General features: G+C 73.2%; 12 protein-coding genes. 6 read left to right on the top strand and 6 right to left on the bottom strand.

The annotated features are described in order from the left end of the window. Nucleotides 1–228: 228 nt before the first annotated feature. Nucleotides 229–1086: a peptidoglycan-binding domain-containing protein gene (locus GA0070621_RS09860; RefSeq protein WP_091193701.1), complete on the top strand. Its 858-nt coding sequence runs from the start codon at nucleotides 229–231 to the stop codon at nucleotides 1084–1086. 49 nt (nucleotides 1087–1135) lie between these two features. On the opposite strand, the gene GA0070621_RS09855 is transcribed toward GA0070621_RS09860, so the two are convergent. From GA0070621_RS09855 to GA0070621_RS09845, 3 genes are read right to left on the bottom strand one after another with little or no spacing between them, the layout of a single operon-like run. Then, on the bottom strand, nucleotides 1136–2239 hold the full coding sequence (locus tag GA0070621_RS09855) for a glycoside hydrolase family 18 protein (protein WP_167666758.1): 1104 nt from the start codon (nucleotides 2237–2239) through the stop codon (nucleotides 1136–1138). A 55-nt stretch (nucleotides 2240–2294) separates the two neighbouring features. Further along, on the bottom strand, nucleotides 2295–3068 hold the full coding sequence (locus tag GA0070621_RS09850) for a nucleotidyltransferase (protein ID WP_091193699.1): 774 nt from the start codon (nucleotides 3066–3068) through the stop codon (nucleotides 2295–2297). 48 nt (nucleotides 3069–3116) lie between these two features. Next, a complete protein-coding gene (locus tag GA0070621_RS09845) occupies nucleotides 3117–4049 on the bottom strand; it encodes a diacylglycerol/lipid kinase family protein (protein WP_231921036.1) in 933 nt (310 codons plus the stop codon). Nucleotides 4050–4208: 159 nt separating this feature from the next. Here GA0070621_RS09845 and GA0070621_RS09840 point away from each other — a divergent pair, with 159 nt between their 5' ends. The 5 genes from GA0070621_RS09840 to GA0070621_RS09820 all read left to right on the top strand — a co-directional run bounded on the left by GA0070621_RS09840 (nucleotide 4209) and on the right by GA0070621_RS09820 (nucleotide 10296). Next, nucleotides 4209–5531 carry a hypothetical protein gene (locus tag GA0070621_RS09840; RefSeq protein ID WP_157739920.1) on the top strand — a complete coding sequence of 441 codons (1323 nt, stop codon included), beginning with the start codon at nucleotides 4209–4211 and terminating at the stop codon, nucleotides 5529–5531. 150 nt (nucleotides 5532–5681) lie between these two features. Then, entirely contained in the window at nucleotides 5682–6362 is a 681-nt protein-coding gene (locus GA0070621_RS09835; RefSeq protein ID WP_167666757.1) for a hypothetical protein, read from the top strand. A gap of 278 nt (nucleotides 6363–6640) precedes the next feature. Next, nucleotides 6641–8977: a transglycosylase domain-containing protein gene (locus GA0070621_RS09830; protein WP_167666756.1), complete on the top strand. Its 2337-nt coding sequence runs from the start codon at nucleotides 6641–6643 to the stop codon at nucleotides 8975–8977. Next, on the top strand, nucleotides 8974–9603 hold the full coding sequence (locus GA0070621_RS09825; protein WP_231920997.1) for a YdeI/OmpD-associated family protein: 630 nt from the start codon (nucleotides 8974–8976) through the stop codon (nucleotides 9601–9603). Before GA0070621_RS09830 ends, GA0070621_RS09825 begins: the two co-directional genes overlap by 4 nt. 27 nt (nucleotides 9604–9630) lie before the next feature. Further along, nucleotides 9631–10296 (top strand): HAD family hydrolase, encoded by a 666-nt coding sequence (locus GA0070621_RS09820; RefSeq protein WP_091193691.1) that lies wholly within the window; start codon nucleotides 9631–9633, stop codon nucleotides 10294–10296. A gap of 21 nt (nucleotides 10297–10317) precedes the next feature. Here GA0070621_RS09820 and GA0070621_RS09815 read toward each other — a convergent pair whose 3' ends face one another. From GA0070621_RS09815 to GA0070621_RS09805, 3 genes are all read right to left on the bottom strand, one after another. Then, the gene (locus GA0070621_RS09815; protein WP_091193688.1) at nucleotides 10318–10911 is read right to left on the bottom strand and encodes a TlpA family protein disulfide reductase; all 594 of its coding nucleotides are present in this window, start codon (nucleotides 10909–10911) and stop codon (nucleotides 10318–10320) included. Next, nucleotides 10908–11339, bottom strand: coding sequence for a hypothetical protein (locus GA0070621_RS09810; protein ID WP_091193684.1), 432 nt, complete (start codon nucleotides 11337–11339; stop codon nucleotides 10908–10910). The genes GA0070621_RS09815 and GA0070621_RS09810 overlap by 4 nt, the downstream gene beginning before the upstream one ends. A gap of 79 nt (nucleotides 11340–11418) precedes the next feature. Further along, complete coding sequence (locus GA0070621_RS09805; RefSeq protein WP_091193681.1) at nucleotides 11419–13473, bottom strand: M6 family metalloprotease domain-containing protein; 2055 nt, start codon at nucleotides 13471–13473, stop codon at nucleotides 11419–11421. Nucleotides 13474–13498 lie beyond the last annotated feature (25 nt).

Here is a 13498-nt window from a genome sequence, read left to right as displayed (position 1 = left end):
CAGTGAACGCAGGCCCGCCGCCCGGACCGCCGACGCGGTGCGGGTGGCCCGCCGGCGTGGTCGCTACCGCGTCGCGCCGGCCCGAGCAGAGAGCGGAGGCACCGCTGATGGACGCCGCCACCGTCGACCCCGACTACCAGGTCGCCGGCTTCGAGGAGGACGACGACCCGGAATCCCTCATCGGGGACGAGATCGACTACCACCTGCCCACGGGAGAGGAACAGTGACGTGAGCGTGCACCTGGCACCCACGCTGCAAGTGCTTCGGAAAGAGATCAACACCCGGTGGCCGCACCGGGACCACACCTCGGACGGCTGGATCGGCGACGCCGCCCACCAGACCCGCCGCTCGGACCACAACCCGGACGGCGACGACGGCTCGGTCAACGCCATCGACGTGGACGTCGACGGCATCGACCCGCTGCTCGTGGTCCGCCAGTGCATTGCCCACCCGTCCTGCCAGTACGTGATCTACAACCGGGTGATCTGGAGCCGCACCCGCGGTTTCTCCGCCGCCCGCTACACCGGCGCCAACCCGCATGACAAGCACCTGCACGTCAGTGTCAGCCACCAGCGGACGCTGGAGGACAGCCAGCGGTCCTGGGGCATCACCACCGCGCGGGAGAACCGACTTGGCGACCGGGTACTGCGCAACGGATGCCGGGGCAGCGACGTACGAGAACTGCAGACCCTGGCCAACCGGCTCGGCGCCGGGCTGGCGGTCGACGGCGCGTTCGGCCCACGGACCACCGCCTGGGTGCGTGTGTTCCAGAAGGCCCAGAAGCTGACCGTGGACGGCCTCGTCGGCTCGGCCACCCTCGCCGCCCTACGGAAGGCCACCGCGCCGCCTCCGCCGCAGCCCGGGCGCGCGCCCGGGTCCCGCACCGTCCGGCGCGGCAGCACCGGCGACGACGTCGCTTTCGTCAAGCGTTTCATCGGCACCCGCCGGTGTGGCCCGCCTGGCACCGACTTCGACGAACTCACCGTGGCGGGGGTCCGTTGGTACCAGGGGATGCGTGGCCTCATCGCCGACGGCGTCGTCGGCCGGCTCACCTGGGCGCAGATGGGCGTCCGGGTCACCTACTGAACAGCCCGGGAGTGCTCATGCGGGTGTCCTCCCGTCCCGTTCGGGACGGTCAGCTCTGCCGCAGGGCCGGCATCGGCACCGGGACGGCCAGCGCGGTCGCCCCGGCGCCGGCTCCGCGCTCGCAGGTGTTCGGCGGCACGGTGCCGACGCCCTTGGTGGCGGGGCGCTCGGCCGCCCAGAACATGAAACCGAGCATGCCGGCGGTGGTGCCCGCGCCGTTGGGGGCGACGCTCTGCGCGTACGGGGCGGCGGCTTTCTGCACCGAGGTGGCGTAGTCGACGCACTCCGGCAGCGGCTTGCCGCCGTAGGCGAGGTAGACGCCGCCGGTGAACTTGGCCGGGGCGAGTGGCGGCACCGGCGGGCCGTACTGCGGCTTGCCGTCGACGTGTTCCTGCCAGCTCGCCTGGGAGGTGCTGGCGGAGGCGGGCCGGGCGGGCACCATCGCGTTGGCGTAGTCGAGGACCGGGGTGTCGGTACGCAGCCAGTCGGCGGTGGCCTTGCGGTTGAGGGCGATCAGATAGCGGTCGCCGGCGGCGACGTCGATGGTCAGCCGGGCCTGGGGCCGGGCGCCGGTAACGTCGTACGGGTGGACGGCCCGGTAGGCGTCGATGAAGGACTGCAGGCCGGCGAGGTTCGGGTTGGTGTTCTGCTCGTAGTCGATCTCGATGCCGACGCCGAGCCGGGTGGCGACCGCGGCGGCCCGCTGGCCGAGCAGGGTGGGGTTCTCGGTGAGGGCGGTGTCCCAGGCGCCGGTGTAGGTGATGCCGCCGATGGAGAGCATGACCCGAACGCCGCGGGAGGTGAACCAGCCGACGATCTCGGGGGTCATGCCGCGAGGCACGCCGTCGAGGGTGGTGGTGTTGGTGGTCTGGCGCAGCAGGTCGAGCGGGTTGACGAAGCTGAGCACCACGAGGTTGACGGCGGGGCGGCCGTCTCCCCGGTCGATCAGCCAGTGGTTCTGGCTGTCGAAGTCGGCCACCGCGCGGGCCGTGCCCCAGGTGCAGTAGTCGTTGCCGCAGTGCCATGCGCCGTAGACCTGGATCGGGGTGGCCGCGAGGGGCGCAGGGGCCGGCCGGGGCGGTGGCGCGGCAGCCGCCGGGGTGGCGGTGGCAAGGGTGAGCAGGAGCGCGGCCAGGAGTACCGAGCGTCGCATGGGGACCTCCCCGACTCATCAGTACACCTTGTTTACAGTAGAGTGTCGAGCCTCGTCAATGCACTCCGGCGATCTCGTCGAGCACCCGGCGCTGGAAGTCCCGCGCCTCGACGCCGCCCAGGGGCGGGCCACCCCGGCGGGCCGCGATCGCCCGCCCGATCAGCTCGGCCCCCTCGCCGCACGCGGCGATTCGGCGTCCGGCATCCACCTTGGCCAGCCACACCCCGTCCCGGAAGCGGACCAGGGAACGGCACGCGCCGAGCACGGCGTCCTCGGCGCCGGGCGCCGGGCCGTCGCCGTCGGGCGTCGGCAGCGCCAGCCACCAGGACAGTGCCGCGACCAGCAGCCGGAGCAGGTCGTCCGGGGCCGGGTCGGCGAAGACCTCGGCGGCGGGCGGGCCGAGCAGGGCCAGCCCGGACTGGCGCAGGATGCTGCGGTCGAGGGCGTACCAGAACCGGCCGTCGGCCTCCGGCCGATCGGCCGGGTCGTACGTGGCGCGGAACGGCATGGTCGCGCCGGTGTTGAGTTCCACCTCGAAGCCCGGCTCCGGGGTGCCGGAGGCGGCCACGTCCCGCCGGTAGACGACCAGTTCCAGGCCACGTGCCGGGCAGGGCAGCGCCTCGTGCCGCAGCCGGTCCACCAGCGCCCGCTTCGCCGCCCCGCCCAACGGCCGGGCCGCCACCAGCGCCACGTCCACGTCGCTGCGTCCCGGCTGGTACGCGCCGAGCCCGACCGACCCGGCCGCGTACGCCCCGACCAGGTCCTCGCCGAGGATCGCCCGGGCCCGGTCGACCAGCTCGGCCAGATACCCGCGTACGTCGTGGTCCATGTCCGGCATCCTGCCCGGTCCCGCCGACGGCGCCCCCGCCGGCCCGGGTCACTCCGGCGGGTCGGGACAGCAGACGGTCAGCGCGCCGGGGACCGCCCGCACCTTCAGCCGCCTCGTCGTCGACCGTGCCCCGCCGTCCAGCTCGTACGTCTTCGGCGCGGCGAACCGCACCGTGACCTTGCGCCCACGGGTGACGCGTACGAACGGTGAGTCCGCCGACCGCCCGGCGGCCATCCGGCCCAGCGTGCGCGCCCAGTCCAGGGCGCCGCTGGCGGTGGAGACGCCGATCTCCAGGGCCCCGTCGTCGGGGCGGGCGTCGTCGAACGCGGGAATGCCACCCGTGATCGTGCCGACATTGCCGAACAGCACGCAGCTCGCCTCGCCGTCGAACCAGTCGGCGCCGTCCACCCTGATCCGGGTGCGGACCAGTTCGCCGCGGACGTGGCGCAGCCCGGTCCAGACGTACGCGACCCGGCCCAGCCGGCCCTTGAGCCTGCGGTCGGCCTCCCGGATCAGGTCCCCGTCGAATCCGGCGCCGGCCATCACGGCGAAGTGCTCCCCGTTCAGCCGGCCCAGGTCCAGGCGGCGCCGCCGGCCGTGCAGGGCGATCCGCAGCGCCTCGGGCAGCTCGGCCGGGATGCCGAGGTTGGTGGCGAAGAGGTTGGCGGTGCCGGCGGGCAGGACGCCCATCGGCACGTCCGATCCGGCCAGGGTGTCCGCGCAGCGCTGCACCGTGCCGTCACCGCCCCAGACCAGGATCAGGCCGGCGCCCGCGTCGAGCGCCCTGCGGACCTTCGCCGGCGCCTTTCGGCTCTTCCGCACCTCGTACCAGAGGAGCCGTTCGACCCCGGCGGCGAGCAGGTTGGTCCGCAGTTCGTCGAGGCCGCCGCCGAGGGTCTTCCGCCGGTGGGCGACGACCGCCACGGTGCCGACCGGCGGGGCGGGTCTCGCGGTGGCGGCGGAATGGTCGATCGTGCTCATGCTCATGGCCGCGGTGGTACCCACCGGGCATCGCGGCCACGCCTGGCCGGACGCGACGCGCCCGATTTCGATCAGCCGCAGGCTGTGATCGAGCGACTGCTTTGGGTAGAGTGCGGGCGTTGACCGACGGCATTGGCCGCCGGTCGGAGGGATATCGGGATGACTCGACGGGGCGGGCGGCTGACGCGGGGCTTGCTGCGCCTCGGCCTCCTGCTCGGCGGGGTGCTCGCGGCGTGGGCCGGCCATGAGGTCACCGACACCGACGCCGCGTACGCCGCCGACCGGCCACCCGCCATCGGGGCCACCCTCGACGTGGTCACCGGCGTTCTCCGCCCGATCCTCGGCCCGACCCTGCCTGCCGCCGCGCCCGACCCGGCCCCGCCCGCCGCCGCGCCCGACCCGGCCACCGACGAGACCGCCGAGCGCGCCCCAAGCACGCCACCGCCGACCGGGACCGTCGCACCGCCGGAGCGGGCGGGGCTCCGGCAGGCCGCCTGCCCCGCCGAACCCACCCACCGGCGGCTCCGACCGCCGCCGACCAAGGCCGGAATCGAGCCCACCCGGGGCCGGGAGACCAGAGCGGCCGACCCGGTCACCGCGCCGCCACGGGGCAGCCGGCCCGGTGGCGAGTTCCGGGCGGCGTCCGCCGGGTCACCCACCCCGGCGGCCGGTCTGCTGAGCCCGGTCACCGAGCCGGTCCGCACCGGGATACTCACCCCGGTCGCCGACACCCTGAAGCCCGTCACCGAACCGGTCCGCACCGGAGTACTCACCCCGGTCGCCGACACCCTGAGCCCCGTCACCGAGCCGGTCCGCACCGGGATACTCACCCCGGTCGCCGACATTCTCCGCCCGGTCACCGAGCCGCTCGCTCCGGTCCTGTCGCCGGTGTCGCGAGGGCTGACGCCGGTGCTCGAGCCGCTCGACCCGGTGCTGAAGCCGCTCGACCCGGTGACCGACCTGCTGGACCCGGCCACCGACCCACCGGCCGCGCCACCACCTCCGGCAACCGGTCCGGCAACCGGTCCGGAGGCCGGCCCGACCGACCCGACCGACCAGACCCCACCGCCGCCGCCCGGCGCGCCGGCCCCCGGCACCGCCCCGCCGGCCGTCATCACCACCCCGTCGGCCACCACCGTCGTCCCGCCGACCACCATCGGCCCGGTCACGGGCGCCCGGGGAGGCGACGAGTTCGCCACGGGCACGCCGGTCATCGCCCGGCACGCCACGTCGGGCTGGTCCGCGTCGAACCTCGCCGCGCCGGAGGGGCCGCGCCCGCTCCGGTCGGATGCCGACTCCGCGCCGGCCAGGCATATCCCCGGCAGCGGCAAACTCGGCCACTCAGCCGGCGGGCACGGCGACCCCGCCGACGCCTCCGCCGACGCCTGGACGTCACCCCTCCTCTCCGGGCACCGGTGCCGCCCGCCCGACGGCGACGCGCTCCGGTCCCGCTCGCCCCGCCCGGGCACCCGGCCCGCCTGACCGGCGCGCCGCTCATGCCGTCCCCGGGGCGGCACCCGCGGCCCACGTACCTTCTTCCGACCTGGCGGCCCCTGTGGCCCGCGCCGCCGCGCGATCCGCGTCGGCGATCTTCCCGACTTAACCGATCACGATGGTGACCAGGAGTTACCCATGAGCGTGAGCATGCCCGTCGTCCGGGCCCGGTGGCGCGACATCGGCTGGATCGCCGATCTCGTCACCGACGCCCTCCACCCCACCGCCCTCGCCGCCTGGCTCGTCCCCGACGAGCGGCGCCGACCATCCGTGCTCGCCGCCGTGGCCCGGATCTGGACCGAACACGCGCTGCTCTTCGGCGACGCGTTCCTGCTCCAGGACGGCTCGGCCGCGACCGTCTGGTACCACCGCTACCGTCCGATCCCGCCGCCCGCCCGGTACGCCGACCGGCTCGCCGAGGCCACCGGCGAGCACCAGAACCGGTTCAACCTCCTCGACCGGGCCCTCGCGGCGCGGCGTCCCGCCGAGGCGCACAACCATCTCGCGCTGCTGGCCGTGCCTGGGCGGGCCTCGGCGCGGCGGGCCGCCGCCCTCCTCGCCGGGGCGCAGCGCTGGATGGACACGCTGGGCCTGCCGACGTACGCGGAGGCCTTCACCGAGGCCGACCGGGACCTGTTCCGCCGGCACGGCTACGCCGACCGGGACGCCTTCCCGGTGCCGGACGGCACGACCACCCACCCGATGTGGCGGCTGTCGCCGTTCTGGACCGGCCGCTCCGGCGGCAACACCCGCTGGCCGGCGTGCCGGCCATCCACCCTGACCCGCAACGGCCGGGTGAACGGCTGGGCCCTGCGCTGAGAAGACGACCGGGGCGGCCCCGCACGGTGGGGCCGCCCCGGTCACGGCTCGTCACTGAGGTGATGCCATCGCCATCGCCCCTGGTCAGAAAGAAAAATGATCGACAGGGATCCCTCCCCCTGGCTGGCGCGGCGAGGCCCGTCCGAAACGGCTGCCGGTGTCTCGACCGCGACGAAGAACACATCCGCCGACGGCGGCGGCAGACGGCATACCCGCAGCTCCGCTAGCGTGCAGGTCGAGCAGGGACACGATTCGGCCGAGCAGTCGGAGGGTATCGGGTGCGGGTGTTTCCTACCGATCACAACGACCATGCCGGCGGTTCCACCGCCCCGACCAGGGGCCGGAAGCGTCGACGCCACCGCATCCTGATCTTCCTGGCGGTCTTCGCGCTGCTGGCCGGCTCCGGCCTGCTCGCCGGCGGTTACTACTTCGACAGCGTGCCCACGCCCTCCGATCTCGAACTTCCCGAGTCGACGACCGTCTACTACGCCGACGGCCGCACCCCGATGGCGACGCTGGGCGAGGAGAACCGCACGATCGTCCCGTACGACCAGATGAACGACTCCGCCAAGCAGGCCATCGTGGCGGCCGAGGACCGCACGTTCTGGACCAACAAGGGCATCGACTTCAGCGGCGTGCTCCGCGCCGCCTGGTCCAACGTCACGGGCGGGCAACGGCAGGGCGCCTCCACCATCACCCAGCAGTACGCGCGGGTCGCCGCCGACCTGCGCGGGGTCACCTACTCGCGCAAGCTGCGCGAGGCGGTCATCGCCTGGAAGCTGGGCGACAAGTACAGCAAGGAGGAGATCCTCGGCTTCTATCTGAACACCGTGCCGTTCGGGCGGGGCGCGTACGGGATCGAGGCGGCGGCGCAGACGTACTTCGGTAAGACGGTGCGCCGGGACGCGCCGCCGGCGAAGCAGCTCACCCCGGCGGAGGCGATGGTGCTCTGCGCGATGGTGAAGCAGCCCGAGGCCGACCCGGCCGACCCGGAGGGCTCGCCCGGCTACGACCCGCGGCGCAACGCCAAGGCCAGACAGAACTCGATCGACCGCTGGAACTACATCCGGGACGGCATGGTGAAGCTGGGCTACCTGACCCCCGAGCAGGCGGCGGACCTGGCGTACCCGGACACGGCCAAGCCGATCGACCCGAACGCCGGCCAGACCGGGTTGGACCGGCCCACCGGCCTGGTGGTCAACCACGTGCTCGCCGAGCTGCGCCGGACCGAAGGGTTTCAGGGCAAGACGGACGAGGCCATCCGCGACGGCGGCTACAAGATCGTCACCACCGTCGACAAGCGGGTCCAGGACGCTGCCGAGGCCGCCGCCGACATCCGCCGCGACACCGCCCCGGAGGCGGTCCGGGGTCAGCCGCAGAACTGGCAGGCCGCACTGGTGGCGGTCGAACCGGGCACCGGCCGGGTGCTCGGCTACTACGGCGGCGGCAGCGGCACCGGCGCCGACTACGCCGGCTGGTACTACGACGAGAAGGGGCAGGCGCGCGGGTTCGGCCAGCACCCACCGGGCTCGTCGTTCAAGGTGTACGACCTGGCCGCCGCGGTCCAGAACGACATCTCCGTGAAGCGGCACTTCGACTCGCCGGAGACCAAGGAGTTCCCCGAGTCGGGGCGGACCAAGGACAGCCCGGCCGGCCCGATCCGCAACGCCGAGCACGCCTCCTGCCAGCCGGACTGCGCGCTCTGGGAGGCGACGGTCGCCTCGCTGAACGTCACCTACTTCGAGCTGACCGAGAAGCTGGGCGTCGCGAAGGTCATCGACATGGCCAAGCGGGCCGGCGTCGACTCGATGTGGGAGACGGTGCAGGGCAACCCGCAGCCGCAGCGGGTGGACCTGCGCGACAAGCCGGCGGCCGAGTCGGCCAAGCGGTTCTCCACCGAGGTCGGCATCGGCCAGTACGGCATCACCGTCCAGGACCACGCGAACGGGATGGCGACCTTCGCGGCCGGTGGCAAGCGCGCCGAGGCGCACTTCGTCCGCTCGGTGACCAAGGACGGCGACGAGGTGTACGCCGAGCACCTGGTGCAGACCGACGTCGGGCTGGACGAGGAGGCGATCAACCAACTCGACTGGACGCTGCGCCGGGTGAAGGCCGCCAAGCTGGACAACGGCTGGGACTCCGCCGGCAAGACCGGCACCTGGCAGGCGGGGCAGAGCACCACGCAGAACGTGCACACCTGGATGGTCGGCTGGACCGGTGCCCTCGCGGCGGCGGTCTGGCTCGGCACCACCGACGGCAAGCCGCTGAAGACGAAGAACGGCAGCTACGAGGTGTACGGGTCCAACGCCCCCGGACCGATCTGGCGACAGTTCATGGAGCAGGCGACCGCGGCCCTGAAACTCGACCCGGACAAGTACCGGTTCGGCAACCCGGCGTTCCCGGCCGACACCCCGCCGCCGGTCACGAACCGGCCGGCACCGACCACCACGTCCCCGACACCCTCCCCCCGGCCGACGCCGAGCGCGACGCCGTCGGACTCCAGCGCCAGCCCCAGTCCCAGTCCCAGCGACCCGCCGACCCCGACGCCGACCCGGTCGCCCTCGCTGAGCCCGCCGCCGAGCGCCTCGCCGTCGCGGACCAGGGGGCCGAGGTGACGACCGGGAGGCGCCACACGGTGGCCGCCGAGCTGCCGGAGCTGATTGTTCCAAACGCCGCCGCCTGGGGGCGGTGGCTCGACGAACACCACGCCGACCCGGACGGCGTGTGGCTGGTGCTGGCGAAGCGCGGCAGCACCGGCCCCACCACCGTCAGCTACGACCAGGCGCTCGACGAGGCCCTCTGCCACGGCTGGATCGACGGCCAGGTGCGCGGCCGCGACGAGGGCACCTACCGCCAGCGGTTCACCCCGCGCCGGGCGCGCAGCCTCTGGTCGGCGCGAAACGTCGGGATCGTCGAGAGGCTGCTCGCCGAGGGTCGGATGCATCCGGCCGGCATCGCCGAGGTGGAACGCGCCAGGCGCGACGGCCGCTGGGACGCCGCGTACGCCGGGCAGGCCACGGCGGAGGTCCCGGCGGACCTCGCCGCCGCACTGGCGGCCGAGCCCCGGGCCCGGGCGATGTTCGACATCCTCACCGCCCAGAACCGGTACGCCGTCCTGTACCGGCTCGCCGCCGCCAAGCGCGCCGACACCCGCCGGCGCCGGCTCGCGGAGTTCGTCGCCATGCTGGCCCGCGGCGAGACCGTCCACCCACAACGCCGGAGGCTCGGCGACCCCGGCTGACCGCGCCCGCTGTGCGACCCTGGTCGCATGATCCGGGCGGTCGTGGTCGACGTCGATGACACGCTGTGCCTCACTGAGTCGGCGTGCTTCGACCTTGAGAACGAGGTGCTGCGACGGATCGGCCGGCCACCGATGCCGCGTACCGTGCACCTGGCCACCTGGGGCCAACCGCTGCTCGACGCGATGCCGCGCCGTTCGCCCGGGGTAGACCTGGCGCGGTTCGCGGCGGCGTACCGGGTTGTCCTGGGCCGCTACGTCGCGGCGGGCCGGCTCGACGTGATCCCGCCAGAGAACCTGCGCGCGCTGGACCGGCTGGTGGCGGCGGGGCGGACCGTGATGCTGCTGACGTCGCGCACCGAGTCGGAGATGGCCCACCTGCTCGCGCCGGATCACGTCCTGGCCGAGCGGGTCAGCGCCGTCTTCCACGCCGGCAACACCCGGCACCGCAAACCCGACCCCCGCGCGTTCGACGAACTGCTCGCCGCCACCGGGCTCGCCCCGCACCAGTGCGTGTACGTGGGCGACTCGCCCGGTGACGCGGTGGCCGCCGGGGAGGCCGGGCTGCGCTTCGTCGCCTGCCTCCAGAGCGGCGTACGACGGCGCGAGGATTTCGAGGCGCGCCACGTCGACCTCTTCGTCGACGCGTTCCCCGAAGTGGTGAGCGCCGTGGCGCGGCTGGAACAGCGCCCCTGACCGGCGGCGCGGCCCGCCGGGTCAGGAGGCCAGCACCAGCTCCCGCAGCTTGCCGTCGAGGGTCGGCGCGTCGACCCCGCCCGGCCAGCCCCGCAGCAGCGCGCCGCCCTTGGCGACCATCACCACGGCCGGGGGTTCGCGGACCGCGTACGACCGCCAGATGGCGCCGTCGTCGTCGACCACGACCGGGTACTCCACCCGATGCTCGCGCAGGTACCGGTGCAGGTCGTCCGCCTTGTCCTCGCCGGCCACCCCGACGAAGACGACCTTGTCCCGGTAGGTGCGGGCCAACTCGCTCAGGGCGTCCTGCCGCTGCGCGCACTGGTCGCACCAGGAAGTGAAGAAGACGAGCACGACCGGTCGATCGGCCCACAGGTCGGCGAAGGCGACCCGGCTGCCGTCGGTCAGCGGGCCGGTCACGGCCGGCGCGCCCGGCACGCCGGACGGGGTCGGTCGCAGGGCGAGACCCTGCGGCACCGGACCGGGCAGTGCCTTGGCGCCACCCGGTACCGGCTCCGGCCGCGCCGGGGCGCCGTCGGAACAGGCCGCCACGGACAGCGCCGCGACCAGGGCCAGCGCGGCGGCGGCCAGGCGGGCGGCGTACCCGCGGCTCATGACGGCACCACCGCGACCAGCGCGGGGCCCTCACTGGTGTTCGGGGTGAGGTCGATCGGCGGGTGGCCGTCGACGACCAGCCGGTAGGCGTCCCGGGCGGCCAGGTCGACCGGCACGGCGAACTCGCAGTACGTCGGGACGCGCGCCACCTCCAGGTCCTCCGCGAAGGTCGCCACCGACGTACCCGACGACAGCGAGCCCTCGGCGAGCGTGCGGCCGGCGGCGTCGATCACCTGGAACGGCGCGCGGTTGTGGAAGTGGGTGTAGGGGCCGGTGCCGGCGCACGGCACGCCCTCCGACCGGATGTTGATGTCGCGGACGAGCACCCGCACGGTCATCGCCGACCGGGTCTCCTCGGCGCCGCCGCAGGCGGTCAGCGCGCCAGCGAGCAACAACGGCAGCCACAGCACTGCCAGCAGGCGGCGCATCTGTCCTCCCAGATCGTCGCGGGGCGGAGCCCGGGGCGGTGCGGCGAACGGTCCGCACCGCCCCGGGCCATCTCGTGGATCAGCTGATCAGCGCGCGGGGCCGCTCGACCCGGCACTGGCTGGTCACGGTCTTGCTCGGGTCGCTCACCGAGGTGGCGGTGAGCTCGACCAGGGTGGTCGCGACCGCGTCGGCGGTGGCGCCGACGGCGACGTTGACCCCGGTGGTGGCACCGAACTTGGCCACGGCCAGTTCGTTCGGCAGTTCCACCTTCCAGCCCTTGCCGGGCACGGTCGCCGAGAGCTTGTACACGTCGGACGTCAGGAACTCGCTGGCGTCCTCCGGGTGCTGCTGCTCGCCGGCCACGTACGTGCCGGTGTTGGTCAGGTCGAACGTGCAGAACGCGCCCGTGTTGGTCGGCTTGCCCCGGGTGACCAGGGAGCCCTTGGACAGGGCCACGCCGTGCTGGCTCGGGCCGGCGCCGTCCAGCGACCGCACCGCCACCGTGTACGACAGCACCCCGTCGGCGTCCCGGCGGAGGTTGAGCACGTAGAAGTGCAGCCGGTTGGCCTCGTCCACGTACTCGTACTCGCTGCCGGAGTTGGCGCCGGCGTGGAACAGCGCGTCGGACAGCTGCCGGTAGTCACCCATGGTGATCTTCTGGGGGGTGCCGTCCGGCTTGTAGAAGTCCACCATGTCGATGTCCTGCGGGTTCGCGTCGACCACCCACACGAACGGCGCGCTGTCAGCGTTCTTGGTCTTGCTGAGCAGCACGCCGCTGTCCGGGGTGAACGAGTCGGCGCCCATCCGGTCGACGACCTCGATGGTGTAGTTGTTGTAGTTGCCGCCGTCGCACAGCGGGTTGGTGTTGACGCTGCACGCCGGCGAGAGGTCCCGGTTCATGGCGATGTTGATGCCGGTCAGGCCGTCCCCGGCGTCCACCGCGCGGGCGGTGATGTCGGCGACCACCAGGCCGGAGGTGGCGAGCCCCTCCCGGGACAGCCGCAGCACGTGCTCCTCACCGAGCAGCTTGATCTTCAGCTTGTCCCGCAGCATGTGCAGCGAGCCCATGGAGCCGCCGTTGACCGGTGGGATCTGCCAACGGGTGTGCGGGCCGCCCGGACCGTTGAACGAGCCGCGCGACATCATGCTCCAGATGCCGGTGTACGCGCGGCGCAACGGAACCCCGTAGGGGTTGTTGTAGTTGTCGCCGATGTTCAGCAGGTGGGTCAGCTCGTGGGCGTAGACGCCCATGCCGGAGCTCTCCGCCTGGGTCGAGGAGTTGCCGCTGGCGTTCGGCCAGATGGTGGCCGCCGCCTTCCAGGACGTCCAGTCGACGTACCGGGTCTTCGCGTAGTTGGGCAGGTTGGGGTCCGGCGGGCCCCACGCGTCCGGCACGTCCTCCTTGTTCTGGAACATCATCTGGCCGAACTCCTGCCAGGTCGAGGACTCGTCCTGACCGGCGGAGAGGATGAAGATCAGCTCGAAGCTGTTGGCCACCGCGTCGCCGACCGCCGCGCGCCAGGCGCCCAGCCCGTCGGTACGGATGTTCCGGTTGCACGTCTCCCCCGACGGGCAGGCGCCGGGGTTGAAGCTGTTGTCGATGCCGTACTGGTACGACTTCGACGGCATCTTGTAGGGGCCAAAGCCGGTGAGGTCCACGCCGTAGCGGCCGTTGGAGTCCTGCATCCAGTACTCATGCAGGGTGTGTCCCCGGTTCAGCTCGTTGGGCTTGTTCAGGAAGTCGGCGTAGAACTGCGGGACCTGGTCCCGCGCCACGTTCGCCGCGTTCGACTGCGGGTTGCCGAAGACCGACGACTGCGGGGCCTGGGTGATGACGAACGGCTGGTCCGCGTAGTCGAGCGTGACCAGCGCGATCTTGAAGTTGCGGACCGACCCACGCACGGCGGGGTCGGCCCAGTTCTTGTTGGGCACCGGGACGAAGTCGTCCCAGGTCATCGTGTCGGGGTTCTGCCAGTTCTGCGGGTCGATCGCCTGGAACGGGGCGACCCCGTCCGATGGAACACCCGGTGCGGCGGATGCCGGGCCGGCGGAGCCGGACGCGACCACAACAGTCGCGACCGCGGCAGCCAGCACCGAACGCCACACCGCACGCCTGGGGGGCAGAAGGTGCATCGAGTCACCTTTCAGGTCGAGGGCT

It is taken from the genome of Micromonospora narathiwatensis (assembly GCF_900089605.1).
Lineage (GTDB): Bacteria > Actinomycetota > Actinomycetes > Mycobacteriales > Micromonosporaceae > Micromonospora > Micromonospora narathiwatensis.
Note: the sequence above shows the minus strand (reverse complement) of the source record. Positions and strands in the feature narration are given on the sequence as shown.

Coding starts and splice junctions, on each gene's coding strand:
- GA0070621_RS09855 (WP_167666758.1), bottom strand. CDS start 2,239: ATGCGACGCTCGGTACTCCTGGCCGCGCTCCTGCTCACCCTTGCCACC.
- GA0070621_RS09850 (WP_091193699.1), bottom strand. CDS start 3,068: ATGGACCACGACGTACGCGGGTATCTGGCCGAGCTGGTCGACCGGGCC.
- GA0070621_RS09845 (WP_231921036.1), bottom strand. CDS start 4,049: ATGAGCACGATCGACCATTCCGCCGCCACCGCGAGACCCGCCCCGCCG.
- GA0070621_RS09840 (WP_157739920.1), top strand. CDS start 4,209: ATGACTCGACGGGGCGGGCGGCTGACGCGGGGCTTGCTGCGCCTCGGC.
- GA0070621_RS09835 (WP_167666757.1), top strand. CDS start 5,682: ATGAGCGTGAGCATGCCCGTCGTCCGGGCCCGGTGGCGCGACATCGGC.
- GA0070621_RS09820 (WP_091193691.1), top strand. CDS start 9,631: ATGATCCGGGCGGTCGTGGTCGACGTCGATGACACGCTGTGCCTCACT.
- GA0070621_RS09815 (WP_091193688.1), bottom strand. CDS start 10,911: ATGAGCCGCGGGTACGCCGCCCGCCTGGCCGCCGCCGCGCTGGCCCTG.
- GA0070621_RS09810 (WP_091193684.1), bottom strand. CDS start 11,339: ATGCGCCGCCTGCTGGCAGTGCTGTGGCTGCCGTTGTTGCTCGCTGGC.
- GA0070621_RS09805 (WP_091193681.1), bottom strand. CDS start 13,473: ATGCACCTTCTGCCCCCCAGGCGTGCGGTGTGGCGTTCGGTGCTGGCT.